Consider the following 17,747-nt stretch of genomic DNA (forward strand, 5'->3'; position numbering starts at 1 on the left):
TCTCTTGCAAATACCAGAATGGCTTCATTCGTTTGTGCTGTGAATCCGTTGAGCAGAAGTACCTGCTAACATCTTATTTCCCATAACTAAGAACCATTTCTTTATGAAGCATTCATAATCGTTAGCATTAGCGTCTCATGACTAGGTTTTCAGGGCACTGACATGTAGAATGCTGCCTCTTAGGCAAAAGACAGCCAACCTATAAACCGTCGTTTATGTCCATCCCTGTGTCCATAGGCGAATGATTCAGAAATACCAAGGCAGAAAAACATTTATAATGAAGCATATACGAAATTTCTCCATTATTGCCCACATTGACCACGGTAAGTCGACGCTGTCTGACCGTATTATCCAGATTTGCGGCGGCCTGACCGAACGTGAAATGGCTGCGCAGGTGCTGGATTCGATGGATCTTGAGCGCGAGCGTGGTATTACCATTAAAGCGCAGAGCGTTACGCTGGATTACAAAGCGAAAGACGGTGAAACCTATCACCTCAACTTTATTGATACTCCTGGCCACGTCGATTTCTCTTATGAAGTATCGCGCTCATTGGCGGCATGCGAAGGTGCATTGCTGGTCGTTGATGCCGGGCAGGGCGTTGAAGCGCAAACATTGGCCAACTGCTATACCGCAATGGAGATGGATCTCGAAGTGGTACCGGTGTTGAACAAAATCGACTTGCCAGCGGCCGATCCCGATCGCGTGGCGGAAGAAATTGAAGACATCGTGGGTATCGATGCGACCGATGCCGTGCGCTGCTCAGCGAAAACGGGCGTCGGTGTGCCTGATGTTCTTGAGCGTTTGGTGCGTGATATACCACCGCCAGAGGGTGATCCTGACGGGCCTCTGCAAGCGCTGATCATCGACTCGTGGTTCGATAACTATTTAGGCGTCGTCTCGCTGATTCGCATCAAGAATGGCAGTCTGCGCAAAGGCGATAAAGTTAAGGTCATGAGTACCGGCCTGTCTTATAACGCCGATCGTCTGGGCATTTTTACACCAAAACGTGTCGATAAAGACGTGCTGAACTGCGGCGAAGTAGGCTGGTTGGTTTGCGCGATCAAAGATATTCTTGGTGCGCCGGTGGGCGACACCCTGACGTTGATGCGTCAGCCAGCAGATAAAGCGCTGCCAGGCTTTAAGAAAGTGAAGCCGCAGGTTTATGCCGGCCTGTTCCCAATCAGCTCTGATGATTATGAAAACTTCCGTGACGCGTTGGGTAAACTCAGCCTGAACGATGCCTCATTATTCTATGAACCAGAAAGTTCAACCGCGCTGGGATTTGGTTTCCGTTGTGGCTTCCTTGGGTTGCTGCACATGGAAATTATCCAGGAGCGTCTTGAGCGCGAGTACGATCTGGAACTGATAACCACGGCGCCGACCGTCGTTTATGAAGTAGAAACCACCAGTAAAGAGACGGTTTACGTCGACAGCCCATCCAAGCTGCCGCCATTGAACAATATCGAAGAGCTGCGTGAGCCTATCGCTGAATGTCATATGCTGATGCCACAGGAATATCTCGGTAACGTAATTACCCTGTGTATCGAAAAGCGTGGTGTTCAGACCAATATGGTTTATCACGGCAATCAGGTTGCGCTGACGTACGAAATCCCGATGGCGGAAGTCGTCCTCGATTTCTTTGATCGTCTCAAATCCACGTCGCGGGGTTACGCGTCGCTGGATTATAATTTCAAGCGCTTTCAGACATCTGACATGGTACGCGTGGATGTGTTGATTAATGGCGAACGCGTGGATGCGCTGGCATTGATCACCCATCGTGAAAACTCTCAGTATCGTGGTCGCGATCTGGTTGAGAAGATGAAAGAACTGATCCCACGCCAGCAATTTGATATTGCAATTCAGGCGGCGATCGGCAATCACATTATTGCCCGTGCAACGGTCAAGCAGCTACGTAAAAACGTGCTCGCCAAGTGTTATGGCGGTGACGTCAGCCGTAAGAAGAAACTGCTGCAGAAACAGAAAGACGGTAAGAAACGCATGAAGCAGGTGGGTAACGTGGAGCTGCCGCAAGAAGCGTTCCTGGCCATTCTGCACGTCGGTAAAGACAGCAAATAAGTGGTAAGGAGTCTGCATGGCTAATATGTTTGCGCTGGGGCTGGCGATTGCAACGCTGCTCACAGGTATTATCTGGTGTTTCGAACGTTTCAAATGGGGGCCGGCACGTCGTAACAAAGCGGCCGTGCTCGAAGCGCAGAATGGCGGTACGCTGGATGACAAGAGTCTGGTGAGGGTTGTGAAGCAACCGGGCTGGATTGAGACTTGTGCGTCGATATTCCCGGTTCTGGCGGTGGTTTTCATTGTGCGCTCATTTATTTATGAGCCGTTCCAAATCCCATCGGGCTCAATGATGCCAACGCTGCTGATCGGTGATTTTATTCTGGTGGAAAAATTTGCTTACGGTATAAAAGATCCGATCACCCAGACGACACTGATCCCGACGGGGCATCCTAAACGTGGCGATGTTGTGGTATTCAAATATCCACTCGATCCGCGTCTGGATTATATTAAGCGCGCGATTGGTCTGCCGGGCGATCGGGTCAGTTATGATCCGATTACCAAGCGGGTAACGGTACAGCCAGCCTGTAATAGCGATCAAGCTTGCGATAAAGCCTTGGCCGTCACTTACAGCGACGGTACGGCTAGCGATTTCGTTCAAACGTTTGGCCGTTCATTGGGCACTGAGGCCAGCAGTGGTTTCTTCCAGATCCCAGTAACAGATAACGTCCCTGATGGCGGCGTCCGTTTGCGTGAACGTAAAGAAACGCTGGGAACCGTGACCCACAATATTCTGGCTGTTCCTGTCACGCAGGATCAATTAGGTATGTATTATCAACAGCCTGGACAGCCTCTTGGCGTTTGGGTTGTTCCTCCTGGCCATTACTTCATGATGGGCGATAACCGCGATAATAGTGCTGACAGCCGTTATTGGGGCTTCGTGCCGGAGAGAAATCTGGTGGGCAGGGCAACCTTCATTTGGATGAGCTTTGAGAAGCAAGAGGGACAATGGCCGACAGGCGTACGGTTGAGCCGTATCGGTGGAATTCATTAATGATGTCAATAGTCGCAGCATTATAATTCCACACGTTGTAGAATAACCGCTTAAGCGATAAAAGTTGGCTCCCTGTCCAAGATCGGGAGCCACTGCAAACGAAACAGCTTTGGTTTTGCGTCAAGCGAAGCAGACCTGTTCCGTATGCTGAAGTTATTGACGCATTCTTGATCTATTGGTAACTCATGAACCCCATCGTAATAAACAGGCTGCAGCGAAAGCTGGGCTACACTTTTCAGCAGCAGGAGCTATTGCTGCAAGCATTGACTCACCGCAGCGCCAGCAGCAAACATAATGAGCGTTTGGAGTTTCTGGGCGACTCTATTCTCAGTTTTGTGATTGCCAATGCGCTCTATCACCGTTTTCCCAAAGTGGATGAAGGTGATATGAGTCGAATGCGTGCGACGTTGGTACGCGGTAATACGTTGGCCGAAATGGCCCGCGAATTTGATCTTGGCGAATGTTTGCGCTTAGGCCCTGGTGAATTGAAAAGTGGTGGTTTCCGCCGCGAATCTATTCTCGCGGACACGGTGGAGGCACTCATTGGCGGCGTGTTTTTGGACAGTGATATCCAAAGCGTCGAAAGACTGATTCTCAATTGGTACCGTAGTCGTCTGGATGAAATCAGTCCCGGTGATAAGCAGAAAGATCCCAAAACCCGTTTGCAGGAGTTTTTGCAGGGTCGTCATCTGCCGTTGCCTTCTTATCTGGTTGTGCAGGTTCGCGGTGAAGCGCACGATCAGGAGTTTACCATCCACTGCCAGGTAAGTGGCTTGAACGAACCGGTGGTTGGAACCGGATCAAGCCGCCGTAAAGCCGAGCAGGCGGCAGCGGAAGAAGCGCTGAAACAGCTGGAGCTTGAATGAGCGAAGAAAAAAGTTATTGTGGGTTTATTGCGATAGTTGGGCGTCCGAACGTGGGCAAATCCACGTTGCTCAATCAGTTGCTGGGGCAAAAGATCTCCATCACCTCGCGTAAACCGCAAACCACACGTCACCGCATTATGGGCATCCATACGGAAGGCCCTTATCAGGCGATCTACGTGGATACCCCAGGGCTGCACATCGAAGAGAAGCGGGCAATCAACCGGTTAATGAACCGCGCGGCCAGCAGCTCAATTGGCGATGTAGAACTGGTTATTTTTGTGGTTGAGGGTACGCACTGGACGGCTGATGATGAAATGGTCGTCAACAAACTGCGTGACCTTAAAAGTCCGGTGCTGTTGGCGATCAACAAAGTCGACAACGTTCAGGACAAGACTAAGCTGCTGCCCCATATGCAGTTCCTCAGTGAGCAAATGAACTTCCTGGATGTGGTGCCTATTTCTGCCGAATCAGGCATGAATGTGGATACCATCGCCAGCATTGTGCGCAAGCATATGCCGGAAGCGGTTCATCACTTCCCTGAAGATTACATCACCGACCGTTCTCAGCGCTTTATGGCGTCAGAGATCATCCGTGAAAAGCTGATGCGTTTTCTGGGCGAAGAATTGCCTTATTCGGTAACCGTTGAAATTGAACGTTTTGTTACCAATGAACGCGGTGGCTATGACATCAATGGTCTGATTCTGGTTGAGCGTGAAGGCCAGAAAAAGATGGTTATCGGCAACAAAGGCTCGAAGATCAAAACCATCGGTATTGAGGCACGTCAGGACATGGAAAACATGTTTGAAGCGAAAGTGCATCTCGAACTGTGGGTGAAGGTCAAATCCGGCTGGGCTGATGACGAACGAGCGTTGCGTAGCCTGGGTTACGTAGACGATCTATAAGGTTTACGCCTATGGAAGGCTGGCAGCGTGCGTTTGTCTTGCATGGGCGTCCTTACAGTGAAACCAGCCTTATGCTGGATTTATTCACTGAAGGGCATGGGCGGGTGCGCATACTGGCAAAAGGTGCGCGTGGTCGCCGTTCCAATCTGAAAGGCTGTTTACAGCCTTTCACGCCTTTACTGGTTCGCTGGAGTGGTCGCGGTGAAGTCAAAACGCTGCGCAGCGCTGAACCTGTTTCCCTCGCATTGCCATTGACCGGCCTGATGCTTTATAGCGGGCTGTATGTCAACGAACTCGTATCGCGCGTGCTTGAGCACGAAAGTAATTTCTCCTCGCTGTTTTTCGATTACCTGAATTGCATTCAGGCGCTGGCGGCTGCCAATGGCTCCCCGGAGCTGGCGCTGCGCCAATTCGAATTGGCTCTGCTGGCTCATTTGGGGTATGGCGTTGATTTCCTGCACTGTGCGGGAAGTGGTGAACCCGTGGCTGATACCATGACGTATCGCTACCGGGAAGAACGGGGGTTTATCGCCAGTCTGGTGGTGGATAACAGCAGTTTTACCGGCCGCGATCTCAAAGCGCTGGCTTCACGGGAATTCCCCGACGCCATCACGCTGCGCGCCGCCAAACGCTTTACCCGCATCGCCCTGAAACCCTATCTGGGCGGGAAGCCGCTCAAGAGCCGAGAACTCTTCCGACAATTTCTGGTCAAGAAACCACCTGTCGCCGACGACGAAACTTCGCAGTAATTTTATCTCAGTGATACACCTCAGCCATGTAGGCGGTGTAAACTGCCTGTACTGAAAACAGAGACTGAGGGCTGTCATGGCTGATTTATTGTTGGGCGTGAATATCGATCATATTGCCACTTTACGTAACGCGCGCGGGACGGCCTATCCCGATCCCGTACAGGCTGCATTCATCGCGGAACAGGCGGGAGCCGATGGCATTACCGTACACTTGCGTGAAGACCGTCGCCATATTACCGATCGTGATGTGCGAATTTTACGCCAGACCATAAATACCCGAATGAATCTTGAGATGGCGGTCACTGATGAAATGATCGATATCGCCTGCGAATTGAAACCCCATTTTTGTTGCCTGGTTCCTGAAAAGCGTCAGGAAGTAACGACAGAAGGGGGTCTGGATGTGGCAGGACAGCAGGATAAAATGATTTTGGCGGTCGAGCGTCTGACTCAGGCGGGTATTCTTGTCTCGCTGTTTATTGATGCGGATCCACGCCAGATTGATGCCGCGGTGGCGGTTGGTGCGCCTTATATCGAAATCCATACCGGTGCCTATGCGGATGCAGAAACGCCGCTTGAGCAACAGGCGGAACTGGAACGCATCAAACATGCTGCAACCTATGCTGCGGGTAAAGGACTGAAGGTCAATGCTGGTCACGGCTTGCATTACCACAATGTCCAACCAATAGCAGCACTGCCAGAGATGCATGAACTGAATATCGGGCACGCAATCATCGGTCAGGCCGTGATGAGCGGTTTGGCAACCGCCGTGAGCGACATGAAAGTGCTGATGCGGGAAGCGCGTCGCTAATGGCAATTCTGGGGCTGGGAACCGATATCGTTGAAATCAGCCGTATTGAAGCGGTCGTCGCCAAAAGTGGTGACCGCCTTGCCCGGCGTATTTTGAACGAAAATGAGTGGGCCGTTTATTTACAGCATCAGCAGCCGGTGCGATTCCTTGCCAAGCGCTTTGCTGTCAAAGAGGCGGCAGCAAAGGCTCTTGGAACTGGTATCCGAAACGGTCTGGCTTTTGAGCAATTTGAAGTGGTCAACGACGTGTTGGGCAAGCCGGGGCTGGTTTTCCACCAACGCGCTGCTGAGATGGCTGCGCAATTGGGTGTCACGTCAGTGCACGTCACGTTGGCGGATGAGCGGCGCTATGCCTGTGCGACGGTCATTATTGAAAACTGATGTTATCCAAAGAGTGATTGTACGAAGGTGAGGGCGATTCACTGCACCACGCTGGCAGTTAAAGCTGTTCGGCGTGATGCAGCAGCACAAATTTGTCCCACAATTGCTCGTTGCTCTCGATATGCTGGGGATCGAGAACAATAGTGTTGTCTATCGGGCAGACTTTCTGACAGGTTGGCGTTTCGTAGTGACCCACACACTCAGTGCAACGCTCGGCATTGATTTCGTAGAATTCCATTCCCATCGTGATCGCCTGATTGGGACACTCCGGCTCGCACATGTCACAGTTGATACAGCGTTTTGTAATTAATAAAGCCACTTCAATCACTTACCTATTTTATCTTCTATAATCAACTGGTTATGTGGTTTTTGTATTTCTTGCTCTGATTAACTTTCTGTGGATTTGTACAGTATAAAAACACTGATACACTCACTTGCGTAACACAAAACCGCAACAAAGACCGAAAATCGTCACCCTAAAAACCCTCATGTGCGAGCCTGTCTCGCAATGGGTCATAGGATAAGGAATTTCAATGCCGCGCACTGTAACACAGAACCCCGAAAAGCCCAATAACGCCGATTTTTTGAGCGCTTCAGAGCTTGCACATAAACTCTTTACTGCTCCCGCCGACGTAACTCACTTTTCCCGTGCCGCTGTGCAACGCACCGGCCAGATAATATTTTTCGTTTTGCCCAGGCGTGACAACACGCTTTTGTTGACCGCGTTGTTGCCAGTCGGCCCCTATTTTGGGGTTGAGATGGATATCGACTTCATCCTCGTAAAATACCGGATGTTCGACGCTACAGTCGGTGAGAGCTTCTGCGATAGCGTCCATCTTCTCTTCTTTATTCGGGTCACGAATTCGTAGCGTCGGTGCTGCTCTTCGCCAGACAAGTCCGGCAGCGGCGAACCGCTGAAGCATGCAAAATACAACCTGTTATCTCATTGATTTTTATCGCTAACAGCTTAGTACTCCAGCGAGAGCGCTGATAACCAAAATCTGCCGGTCAATGCCTAATCAACTGACGTAACAGCGTACAGATATGCTCAAATGGCCAGCGTCGTGCGCGCCCTGGGGCAATGGTTTCAGACCTTCAAGCCCATAAAGTGTGAACCAGTTAATCCAACGGCCCAAGGATGAACGCGCACAGCAAAGCGTTTTGGCGACGTCACTGACCGAGTCACCACGGTGAAGCATCAGCATAGCGGTGAGTCTGCGAGGTAGATTTCAGCCAAAAAAACGCCCACATTATCGTGGACTAAAGGGAACAATGGGAATATCTCGTTCATCTCCGCAGGGGATGCGGGTAAGTCCACCATATACCTATTTTGGGGTATGACTAGCGAACTAATGAATTTAGTGGCGATAGTGAGTTTTGCTCATTATTTGATCTATCGTCAGGATTAGTGAGTGGATAAATTGAGAATATTTCGCATTTGTATGGCAGGTTTCAGCCAAAAACATTCCCGCACTGACGAGGGCAAGTAGAGCCAGGGGATAACTCAGCAAGCCTCATGTTCAATGAACCTTTAATAGCATAAGGAACTTTATGAGGATCCTTGCCAGATGAAAGCTTGTGAGTGGCGCGTATCCTCTGCTCGTTGCTCTGCTTTCAGGTCGCTAAGGTATGAATCCATGTTATTAAACATGATTCGATCAGCGAAAGACATTTCACCTTTGGATGAGATAGAGGCAAGTTTATCCTGAACGAACTGCATGTGCCCTTTTAAAGAGGCCATATTGTTGTTATCGTTCATAATGATATCTTCACTATACCCTTAGGGGTATCTTCTCTACCTATGGCGATTACACCAGTTTTTTTACCAGGGCTTCGCTTTGGCGAATATATTCTGAGGCGCGATCGGTATCCTGCTGGATCAATGCCACGAACAATAAGTCAGTAAGTGCATACTGTGCTGTGCTTGAAGAGATGGCCGCTCCCCGTGTCGCAGGCTGTTCTGCTACGGTGTACAGACTGTGATCGGCGCATTGCTGCAACGAGCTGGGTAAAAAACTGGTCAACGCCAATACCTTGGTTCCTACGCGCTGTGCCACTTCTGCGCAGAGGTTTATTTCGCGACGTTCACCGCTGAAAGATATCGCGACCAGTAAATCCTCTGTGGAGAGCGCTTGTACCGTCGCTAACTGGACATGCGTATCCGTTTCGGCCATCGCCATCATGCCAATTTTCTGTAACTTGTACGAAAAATCCTTCGCCACCAACCCCGATGCACCGATGCCAATCAACATAATACGGCGTGCAGCCAACAGCATCTCAAGCGCCTGTTGCATGCGTTCTTCGCTGTTGATGTCCAGCGTGGCACGTAGCGCTGATTGTTTTTCTGTCAGCAGCTTTTCACCAATGGTCTTTAGATTGTCGCTGCTCAGAATATGGTTATGGAGGGTGATCGGTACCGGCACTTCGGCACTGGCCATCGATTCACTTAACGCCAGTTTGAGTGCCGGGAAACCTTTGTAACCCAGTTTCTGGGCGAATTTCACCACGCTTGATTGGCTGACACCAGACAACTCCGCCAACTTTTGCGAACTGAGATGGCGGGCTTCATCGGGCTGCGACAAAAGAAAGTCAGCCAGCCTGCGGTCATTTTGTGACAGCGAATGATAGATTTGTCGTATTCGAAGTAGGCTACTCATAACGTATTCCTGGTAAATAGGACATATGTGCTCCTTCTATCTGCGATTGCGAGGAGATGTCTTAGTTAATCACGTCATATCGCACTTGGAGCCTTCTAGTTGATAAAATAGCAAAAAATCCTGCGTTTTTGAATAAAATATTCCCATATAATTAATGATTATTGAATTAATAATTCCTGAGTGATGTATGGACGTAGATTGCTAATATTAAGTCGCAACCGTGGTACCTATTGAATTGCGGGATTTCCGCTGGCACTTACTAACATATCGGATAAGGTTAGGTTGTACCTGCTTGGTTTATTGATTACGGTGATAGCTGGATTTGTTTTGATAATGGGATTCAACCATCCCTAGGAGTAGACGTTTGAGTGTGGAGCCAAACCGACGGGTCGTATTTTTTGACTTAGATGGGACACTGCATGAGCAAGACATGTTTGGCAGCTTCATGCGCTTTTTGTTGTGGCGGATGCCGCAGAATCTGTTGCTGGTGGTACCGCTTTTGCCGGTTATCGGCATGGGCATGCTGCTGTGGGGACGAACCGCGCGCTGGCCGATGAGCCTGTTGTTGTGGTCCATCACCTTTGGCCACAGCGAAGCGCATCTGAAAGATCTCGAATTGCGTTTCGTTACCTGGTTTAGAAGGCAGGTGACCGCATTTCCGGTTGTACAAATGCGTTTACGTGAATATCTCGACAAGCATGATGCAGAAGTCTGGCTGATTACCGGTTCACCACAGCGTCTGGTTGAGCAGGTTTATACGGATTCTGCATTCCTGCACCGCGTGCGGTTGGTGGGCAGTCGCATGGCACGACGCAATGGTGGCTGGGTGCTCCCCTTACGTTGTCTGGGAATGCAGAAGGTGTCAGAACTGGAACAACGCTTGGGCTCGCCGCTGAAACTTTACAGTGGTTACAGCGACAGCAAACAAGATAACCCGCTGCTATTTTTCTGCGAGCATCGTTTCCGCGTCAGTAAGCAGGGCGAACTTCAGCAGTTGGAGTGATCGTCAGTTTCTGTCGTACGGTGAGCCAAGCTGGCAGTGCCGGTCTGACCATGTATAATGCCCGCCGCACTAGGTTTTATGAGGTTAGAGTGGCGATAGATAATCAAGATGAATACTGGATGCAGCAAGCGCTGATCCTGGCACAACGTGCACAGGATGAAGGCGAGGTTCCTGTTGGGGCGCTGCTGGTCCTGGATGGAAAGGCGATCGGCGAAGGCTGGAACCGGCCAATTGGGCGGCATGATCCTACTGCGCACGCTGAAATCATGGCGCTGCGACAGGGCGGGCAAGTATTGCAGAACTATCGCCTGCTGAATGCGACACTGTATGTCACGCTTGAACCCTGCGTGATGTGCGCGGGAGCGATGGTTCACAGCCGCATTGGCCGACTGGTCTATGGCGCGGACGATGTAAAAACCGGCGCGGCCGGTTCATTGATTGATATCCTGCGTCATCCGGGGATGAATCATCAGGTGGAAATTGTTTCTGGTGTTTTGGCGACGGAATGCTCGGCGATGCTCAGTGCTTTTTTCAAACAACGTCGCGCACAGCATAAAGCGACGAAGCTCGCGCAGCGTACAGAAGGTGGAAGCGGCGAATAAGCCGGTTTATTCGATAAGAGCCTCGTGCGGATCAACAGCGGGGTAGGCGCTGCCGAGTTGTGCTTGCAAAGCGGCCTGCTGCGCCGCCTTCCTTTCTTTCTCAATCAAGTAACCCACCAGGCTGACCTGATAACGGCGAATATTTTCCACATAATTATAGGCTTCCTGCCCGCGGGCATAGCCATAAGTGGTCTGGGGATAATATCGCCGCTGGCTGAGCATCGGTAAACGTTGTTTCACATCAACCCAACTGTCTGGATTACCTTGCTGGTTTTTGGTCAATTTTCTGGCATCCAGCATATGCCCGTAACCCATATTATACGCCGCCAGAGCAAACCAGATTTTCTCGTCCTCGGGAATGCTGTCTGGAACTTTCTCCATCAACCGCTCAAGATAGACCGCGCCGCCCTGTACGCTTTGCTCCGGATCCAGACGATCGTCCACACCGAGTCCCGATGCCGTCGCTTTGGTCAGCATCATCAGGCCACGTACGCCGGTAGGTGATGTCGCGGTTGGGTTCCAGTGCGACTCTTGATAAGAGATTGCCGCCAGTAGTTTCCAATCGATCTTCTGCGCATATTTTTCAAACAGCGGCTGCAATACTGGCAAAGTATTGTCGATGGCAGCCAGGAAAGTGCGGGTATCGACATAATCAAACCCGCCAACATGCCCGAGATATTTCTCCTCCAGTCGCGCCAGTGAACCGTCTTCTACCATTTGGCTGAAGAAATCCAGCATCGCCGCATACAGGCTGTCATCTTCCGAACGGTTGAGATACCAGGTGACGGGTTCTTCATCAGTGACATCAAATGCGACCGTCAATTGCGGATGAATACGCTGGAGCAAGCCGATCGTGACGGAATCACCAATGGTGTAATCCAGTTTGTCGTCCGCCACCTGTTCCAGCAGTTCTTTGGAGGAGAGATCGGTGGACGATTCCCAACTGAGATTCGGGTATTTGGTCTCTTTCAACTGCTTGAGTGAAGTGATGTGTGCCGAACCCGAGGCGACAGCCAGCCGTCCTTTCAAATCGGCAAATGTTTTCGGGCGCGTTGTCCCCTGTCGATACACCAACTGCTGTGAGACTGAATAGTACGCAGGACCGGTACGGAAACGGCTTAGGCGCTCACGGTTATAGATTAACCCCGCAGCCAGCAGATCCGCTTTGTTATCGTCCAAATCGTCAAACAGTTCATTAATACTGTGATGGGGATTGACGACCAGTTTAACGCCAAGGTATTGCGCAAAGCGTTTCGCCAACTCGTAATCCAATCCACCGGGCCCTTCCTGGCTGGTGTAATAAGTTAATGGCGAATTCAACGTACTGATCCGCAGTTCACCTCGGGACTTTATTTGCTCAAGCTGGTCGCCACGTCCGCTGTGCCAGGAAATATTTGGCCACAGGGCAAGCGCCAGAAGCAAGGCAACGCCCCCGATCAGAAAGTAATTAATTTTAAGGCGCTTCAAATAGTTATCTCTCTAAGGCGCTATTATAATTTATCGTAAAGTTAACTTTACTTAATGGTTAAATTCCCAGTGCTGAGGCATTTTGCTTAACAAAGCGCCAGCGTGCAACTTTATTGGCATTCGCTGCTAAAAGGCGGGATCGGTGATCTAATATGAATAATAGCCACGCAAACGGTTTCGTCCGGGCTGAGGATTCTCTATAATGAGCCGCGTTTTCCCCCTGTTGCGCCCAATGAAGCACTGTAGTCAGTGTCTTCGAAGACGAGAGAACTTAGATTATGGAAATACTGCGTGGTTCGCCCGCTTTGTCAGCTTTTCGCATTAACAAACTGCTGTCCCGTTGCCAGGACGCCCACCTCCCAGTGAGCGATATCTACGCCGAATATGTTCACTTTGCTGATGTCAGTGCGCCGCTGAGCGCCGATGAAAGCGCCAAATTGCAACGACTGCTCAAATACGGTCCCTCTCTCGCCGAACATGCACCGCAAGGCCGTCTTCTGCTGGTCACGCCGCGTCCGGGCACTATTTCCCCCTGGTCTTCCAAAGCGACAGACATTGCGCATAACTGCGGTCTGTCCCAGGTATTGCGCCTTGAGCGCGGTCTGGCGTTTTATATCCAGGCACCGACCTTTACCGAAGAGCAGTGGCACGCACTGGCAGGATTGCTCCACGATCGCATGATGGAGACGGTATTCAGCGAACTGCAACAGGCCGGGCAGCTTTTTGCCCACCATCAACCTGCGCCGGTCCAGCACGTTGACGTTCTGGGGGAAGGGCGTGATGCGCTGGAGAAAGCCAACCTGAAACTGGGTCTGGCGTTGGCGCCGGACGAGGTTGATTACCTGCAGGATGCCTTTACCACGCTGGGGCGCAACCCAACGGATATCGAACTGTATATGTTCGCGCAGGCAAACTCTGAGCATTGCCGCCATAAAATATTCAATGCTGACTGGATTATCGACGGTCAGGAGCAGCCAAAGTCGCTGTTCAAGATGATCAAAAATACCTTCGAGAAAACGCCGGATTTCGTGTTGTCGGCTTATAAAGACAACGCCGCTGTGATGGAAGGCTCGAAGGTAGGCCGCTTCTTTGCCGATGCAGGCGAGGGCGTGTATGACTACCATCAGGAGGACGCGCATATCCTGATGAAAGTGGAAACCCATAACCACCCGACGGCAATCTCTCCGTGGCCGGGTGCAGCGACGGGCTCAGGCGGTGAAATCCGTGATGAAGGTGCCACCGGGCGCGGTGCCAAGCCCAAAGCCGGACTGGTCGGTTTTTCCGTCTCCAACCTGCGTATTCCTGGATTTGAACAGCCGTGGGAAGAGAATTTTGGCAAGCCAGATCGCATCGTTACCGCACTGGACATCATGACCGACGGGCCGCTGGGCGGCGCTGCGTTCAATAATGAGTTTGGTCGTCCGGCGCTACTGGGGTATTTCCGTACTTATGAAGAGCAGGTCAATAGTCATAACGGCGTTGAACTGCGCGGCTACCACAAGCCAATCATGCTGGCGGGCGGCATTGGGAATATTCGTGCCGACCACGTACAAAAAGGTGAAATCGTTGTAGGTGCCAAACTGATCGTTCTGGGTGGCCCAGCAATGAACATCGGGCTTGGCGGTGGCGCGGCCTCTTCTATGGCCTCTGGCCAGTCAGATGCCGATCTCGATTTTGCATCGGTACAGCGTGACAATCCGGAAATGGAACGACGCTGTCAGGAAGTGATCGACCGCTGCTGGCAGTTGGGTGAAGCCAACCCAATTCTGTTCATTCATGACGTCGGTGCGGGTGGCTTGTCGAACGCGATGCCTGAATTGGTCAGTGATGGTGGCCGCGGTGGCCGGTTTGAACTGCGTGATATTCTCAATGACGAACCGGGTATGAGCCCGCTGGAAGTGTGGTGTAACGAATCGCAGGAGCGCTATGTACTCGCTGTTGCGCCGCAGCAACTGGCACTGTTTGATGAAATCTGCCGTCGTGAACGCGCGCCGTATGCGGTGATTGGCGAAGCGACAGAAGAGCTGCACCTGACGCTGAATGATTCACACTTCGACAATCAACCGATCGACATGCCACTCGATGTGTTGTTAGGCAAAACGCCAAAAATGCTGCGTGATGTTCAACGTCTGCAAGCAAAAGGCGAAGCGCTGCAACGTGAAGAGATTCAGATTGCTGATGCAGTCAACCGTGTTCTGCACCTGCCCGCCGTGGCAGAGAAAACCTTCCTGATAACTATTGGCGACCGCACGGTCACCGGTATGGTCGCGCGCGATCAGATGGTCGGCCCGTGGCAGATTCCGGTGGCAGATTGCGCGGTAACGACGGCAAGTCTGGACAGCTATTACGGTGAGGCGATGTCTTTGGGCGAACGTGCTCCGGTCGCGCTGCTCGACTTTGCCGCCTCGGCGCGTCTGGCCGTGGGTGAGGCACTGACCAACATTGCGGCTACCCAGATTGGCGACATGAAGCGAATCAAACTCTCTGCCAACTGGATGTCCGCTGCTGGGCATCCGGGTGAGGACGCGGGTCTGTACGATGCCGTCCGTGCCGTGGGTGAAGAGTTATGTCCGGCGTTGGGTCTGACCATTCCGGTGGGAAAAGATTCGATGTCAATGAAGACCCGCTGGCAGGAAGGCACCGAGCAACGTGAAATGACGTCGCCTCTCTCGTTGGTAATTACCGCCTTTGCCCGTGTGGAAGATGTTCGTCATACCGTTACACCGCAATTGCGTACTGATAAAGGTGAAACGGCGCTGTTGCTGATCGACTTGGGTGCCGGTAACAATGCACTTGGTGCCACGGCGTTGGCGCAGGTTTATCGTCAGCTAGGTGATAAGCCTGCCGATGTGCGTAGCGCCGAGCAACTGGCCGGGTTCTTCAAGGCGATGCAGCAACTGGTGGCAGATGAAAAACTGCTGGCGTATCACGACCGTTCAGACGGTGGTCTGCTGGTGACATTGGCCGAGATGGCGTTTGCCGGGCATTGTGGCCTGAAAGCAGATATCAGCGCCTTGGGTAAGGACGATCTGGCCGCATTATTTAATGAAGAGCTGGGTGCGGTTATTCAGGTACGTGCTGAACAGCGCCAAGAGATAGAACAACTTCTGGCTAAAAACGGACTTGGAAATTGCGTTCACTATTTAGGAACAGTGGCAGATAGCGATCGCTTTGTTATCTCTCGTGGCGACAAAACGGTATTCAGCGAAAGCCGCAGCACATTGCGCCTGTGGTGGGCAGAAACCACCTGGCAAATGCAGCGCCTGCGCGACAATCCAGAGTGTGCCGATCAGGAGCATGAAGCCAAAAAAGATAACAGCGATCCAGGCTTGAATGTCAGCCTCAGTTTTGCCCCTGATGAAGATATCGCTGCGCCATACATCCTTAAGCAAGCCCGTCCGAAAGTCGCAGTACTACGTGAACAGGGCGTTAACTCCCATGTGGAAATGGCGGCAGCCTTCCATCGCGCCGGTTTCGATGCGGTAGATATCCACATGAGCGATCTGCTTGCCGGTCGTCGTGATCTGCAACAGTTCCAGGCATTGGTTGCCTGCGGTGGGTTCTCCTACGGTGACGTGCTGGGTGCCGGTGAAGGTTGGGCGAAATCCATTCTGTTCAACAACCGCGTGCGTGATGAGTTTGAAGAGTTCTTCAATCGGCCACAGACGCTGGCGCTGGGCGTCTGTAATGGTTGCCAGATGATGTCCAACCTCAAAGAGCTGATTCCTGGTGCCGAGCACTGGCCGCGCTTTGTGCGTAACCAGTCCGAACGTTTCGAAGCGCGTTTCAGTCTGGTCGAAGTGACCGCCAGTTCCTCAATGTTCATGCAAGGTATGGCCGGATCGCGTATGCCAATCGCTGTGTCTCACGGTGAAGGGCTCGCCGAAGTGCGCGACGCTACGCATTTGGCTGCAATCGAACACCATAATCTGGTTGCCCTGCGCTTCGTAGATAACAACGGCCACGTCACCGAACGCTATCCCGCCAACCCGAACGGATCGCCAAACGGTATCACCGCCGTCACCAACAGCTCCGGCCGCGTCACCGTCATGATGCCGCATCCAGAACGCGTCTTCCGTACCGTCAGTAATTCCTGGCATCCTGAAACGTGGGGAGAGGATAGCCCCTGGATGCGTATGTTCCGTAATGCGAGGAAGCAGTTGGGCTAAAACTTGTCATCTTGGGATTGGGCAGTGCTCGTACTCCTCATGGACTGAATGTCCACTGCGGGTACTGCAACCTGACGGCGTTTTCAACTTGCCCTCTTGGAATTGGGCAGTGCTCGTACTCCTCATGAACTGAATGTCCACTGCGGGTACTGCGCGCGCCGAGGTATTGCGGAAGAATGTTTTTTTGCAAATGTCTGAAGGCGGGGACGGGGTGAAGAAGAATAAACCGTGAGCGCCATGGAGGGCGCGATCCGAGCGTACAGGGAGGTATTCACAGCGTGTTTATGATCTTCACACTGTCCCAAGCCATTTGCTGAGTTCGCTTGTCATTTTAGGTTTAATACTGCGCGCTGTCCGCGTTAAAAGTGAAGTGTCGTAAAATCCCGACATTACGCAGTTAGGGTGTCGCTAAAAAGCGACATTTAATGTGTTGATTAATATAGCTATTATTCCTGATGCATTCTAGTGTCGGGATTCAGCGACAGGGTGCTGAATTTTCACACTGAATTTTGCTGATGAATTTGTCAGAAAAACAGCGTGAAAAAATATTATCTTTATTAATCAATTAATTGAATTATTTATCTGCAATGTGGCACAGTACGTGCATTATTATATGCAGTTGCTCATTCAATTTTTTATGACAGCCCCGCATTAGCGGAATAAGTGCTTCATAAAGCCAGAATGACGCCAAAGAACGGTGCCTATCGTCCACCACACCGATAACAGTCGCGTAAGCGCTTTATCAAACATCGGGCGAAACGTTGAGTGAGGCACCACCTTATCTGTAAGGTGAATAATTAAAGTGAAGAATTCGCCAAATAGATACATATGGATGTTGTTCGTCCCATCTTCCGATAATTGCTCACGCTTTATCACACTGGGGGACGAAAATGTAGAGCATCCACATTTTTATGCAAAAGGGGCAAACTCAGGTTTGCCCCTTTTGTTGTGCACAGAAAACCTCCAGCTAGGCTGGAGGTTCCGTAAAGCTTTCAGCTTTGAGCCAGTTATAAAAACCCCTTTTGATTTGTTAAAACAGTTTGCGGTCTGGCAACTGCAAACGTTCAACAAGA

At 51.3% G+C, this 17,747-nt stretch carries 15 protein-coding genes and 1 pseudogene; 11 read left to right on the forward strand and 5 right to left on the reverse strand.

Going from position 1 to position 17,747, the window contains the following annotated elements; translation table 11 throughout:
• Positions 1–277: 277 nt before the first annotated feature.
• The 7 genes from lepA (at position 278) to acpS (ending at position 6,776) form a co-directional block, all read left to right on the forward strand.
• Complete coding sequence (gene lepA / locus DRI82_RS18300; RefSeq protein WP_114195347.1) at positions 278–2,077, forward strand: translation elongation factor 4; 1,800 nt, start codon at positions 278–280, stop codon at positions 2,075–2,077.
• Between the two features lie 16 nt (positions 2,078–2,093).
• Complete coding sequence (lepB, locus tag DRI82_RS18305; RefSeq protein WP_114195348.1) at positions 2,094–3,071, forward strand: signal peptidase I; 978 nt, start codon at positions 2,094–2,096, stop codon at positions 3,069–3,071.
• Positions 3,072–3,256: 185 nt separating this feature from the next.
• A complete protein-coding gene (gene rnc, locus DRI82_RS18310) occupies positions 3,257–3,937 on the forward strand; it encodes a ribonuclease III (protein WP_114195349.1) in 681 nt (226 codons plus the stop codon).
• The gene (gene era / locus DRI82_RS18315) at positions 3,934–4,839 is read left to right on the forward strand and encodes a GTPase Era (protein WP_114195350.1); all 906 of its coding nucleotides are present in this window, start codon (positions 3,934–3,936) and stop codon (positions 4,837–4,839) included. Before rnc ends, era begins: the two co-directional genes overlap by 4 nt.
• Positions 4,840–4,850: 11 nt before the next feature.
• Entirely contained in the window at positions 4,851–5,588 is a 738-nt protein-coding gene (gene recO, locus DRI82_RS18320; RefSeq protein ID WP_114195351.1) for a DNA repair protein RecO, read from the forward strand.
• 76 nt (positions 5,589–5,664) lie between these two features.
• A complete protein-coding gene (pdxJ, locus tag DRI82_RS18325; RefSeq protein ID WP_114195352.1) occupies positions 5,665–6,396 on the forward strand; it encodes a pyridoxine 5'-phosphate synthase in 732 nt (243 codons plus the stop codon).
• Complete coding sequence (gene acpS, locus DRI82_RS18330; protein WP_114195353.1) at positions 6,396–6,776, forward strand: holo-ACP synthase; 381 nt, start codon at positions 6,396–6,398, stop codon at positions 6,774–6,776. The genes pdxJ and acpS overlap by 1 nt, the downstream gene beginning before the upstream one ends.
• Positions 6,777–6,834: 58 nt before the next feature.
• Here the strand turns inward: acpS and DRI82_RS18335 are convergent, their stop codons facing one another.
• From DRI82_RS18335 to DRI82_RS18350, 4 genes and pseudogenes are all read right to left on the reverse strand, one after another.
• Positions 6,835–7,095: a YfhL family 4Fe-4S dicluster ferredoxin gene (locus DRI82_RS18335; protein WP_114195361.1), complete on the reverse strand. Its 261-nt coding sequence runs from the start codon at positions 7,093–7,095 to the stop codon at positions 6,835–6,837.
• Between the two features lie 295 nt (positions 7,096–7,390).
• Positions 7,391–8,005, reverse strand: a pseudogene (locus tag DRI82_RS18340) (IS630 family transposase); the annotation flags it as partial.
• Between the two features lie 320 nt (positions 8,006–8,325).
• Positions 8,326–8,535 (reverse strand): hypothetical protein, encoded by a 210-nt coding sequence (locus tag DRI82_RS18345; protein WP_211317684.1) that lies wholly within the window; start codon positions 8,533–8,535, stop codon positions 8,326–8,328.
• A gap of 49 nt (positions 8,536–8,584) precedes the next feature.
• Positions 8,585–9,433, reverse strand: coding sequence for a MurR/RpiR family transcriptional regulator (locus tag DRI82_RS18350; RefSeq protein WP_114195354.1), 849 nt, complete (start codon positions 9,431–9,433; stop codon positions 8,585–8,587).
• A gap of 364 nt (positions 9,434–9,797) precedes the next feature.
• Here DRI82_RS18350 and yfhb point away from each other — a divergent pair, with 364 nt between their 5' ends.
• Both yfhb and tadA read left to right on the forward strand, forming a co-directional pair.
• On the forward strand, positions 9,798–10,436 hold the full coding sequence (gene yfhb / locus DRI82_RS18355; protein ID WP_114195355.1) for a phosphatidylglycerophosphatase C: 639 nt from the start codon (positions 9,798–9,800) through the stop codon (positions 10,434–10,436).
• 50 nt (positions 10,437–10,486) lie between these two features.
• Complete coding sequence (gene tadA / locus DRI82_RS18360; protein ID WP_114195362.1) at positions 10,487–11,038, forward strand: tRNA adenosine(34) deaminase TadA; 552 nt, start codon at positions 10,487–10,489, stop codon at positions 11,036–11,038.
• 6 nt (positions 11,039–11,044) lie between these two features.
• On the opposite strand, the gene mltF is transcribed toward tadA, so the two are convergent.
• Positions 11,045–12,505 (reverse strand): membrane-bound lytic murein transglycosylase MltF, encoded by a 1,461-nt coding sequence (mltF, locus tag DRI82_RS18365; RefSeq protein ID WP_114195356.1) that lies wholly within the window; start codon positions 12,503–12,505, stop codon positions 11,045–11,047.
• A 278-nt stretch (positions 12,506–12,783) separates the two neighbouring features.
• On the opposite strand from mltF, the gene purL reads away from it, so the two are divergent.
• Together purL and DRI82_RS24150 are read left to right on the forward strand one after the other, a co-directional pair.
• The gene (gene purL / locus DRI82_RS18370; RefSeq protein ID WP_114195357.1) at positions 12,784–16,674 is read left to right on the forward strand and encodes a phosphoribosylformylglycinamidine synthase; all 3,891 of its coding nucleotides are present in this window, start codon (positions 12,784–12,786) and stop codon (positions 16,672–16,674) included.
• An 802-nt stretch (positions 16,675–17,476) separates the two neighbouring features.
• On the forward strand, positions 17,477–17,747 hold a 271-nt coding region (locus DRI82_RS24150; RefSeq protein WP_211317685.1), incomplete at its 3' end, for a hypothetical protein.

Source organism: Edaphovirga cremea (assembly GCF_003332275.1).
Classification (GTDB): Bacteria; Pseudomonadota; Gammaproteobacteria; order Enterobacterales; family Enterobacteriaceae; genus Edaphovirga; species Edaphovirga cremea.

Bases quoted from the DNA above. Each gene is read 5' to 3' on its own strand.
- lepA (WP_114195347.1), top strand. From the start codon at position 278: ATGAAGCATATACGAAATTTCTCCATTATTGCCCACATTGACCACGGT.
- lepB (WP_114195348.1), top strand. From the start codon at position 2,094: ATGGCTAATATGTTTGCGCTGGGGCTGGCGATTGCAACGCTGCTCACA.
- rnc (WP_114195349.1), top strand. From the start codon at position 3,257: ATGAACCCCATCGTAATAAACAGGCTGCAGCGAAAGCTGGGCTACACT.
- era (WP_114195350.1), top strand. From the start codon at position 3,934: ATGAGCGAAGAAAAAAGTTATTGTGGGTTTATTGCGATAGTTGGGCGT.
- recO (WP_114195351.1), top strand. From the start codon at position 4,851: ATGGAAGGCTGGCAGCGTGCGTTTGTCTTGCATGGGCGTCCTTACAGT.
- pdxJ (WP_114195352.1), top strand. From the start codon at position 5,665: ATGGCTGATTTATTGTTGGGCGTGAATATCGATCATATTGCCACTTTA.
- acpS (WP_114195353.1), top strand. From the start codon at position 6,396: ATGGCAATTCTGGGGCTGGGAACCGATATCGTTGAAATCAGCCGTATT.
- DRI82_RS18345 (WP_211317684.1), bottom strand. From the start codon at position 8,535: ATGAACGATAACAACAATATGGCCTCTTTAAAAGGGCACATGCAGTTC.
- DRI82_RS18350 (WP_114195354.1), bottom strand. From the start codon at position 9,433: ATGAGTAGCCTACTTCGAATACGACAAATCTATCATTCGCTGTCACAA.
- tadA (WP_114195362.1), top strand. From the start codon at position 10,487: ATGTATAATGCCCGCCGCACTAGGTTTTATGAGGTTAGAGTGGCGATA.
- purL (WP_114195357.1), top strand. From the start codon at position 12,784: ATGGAAATACTGCGTGGTTCGCCCGCTTTGTCAGCTTTTCGCATTAAC.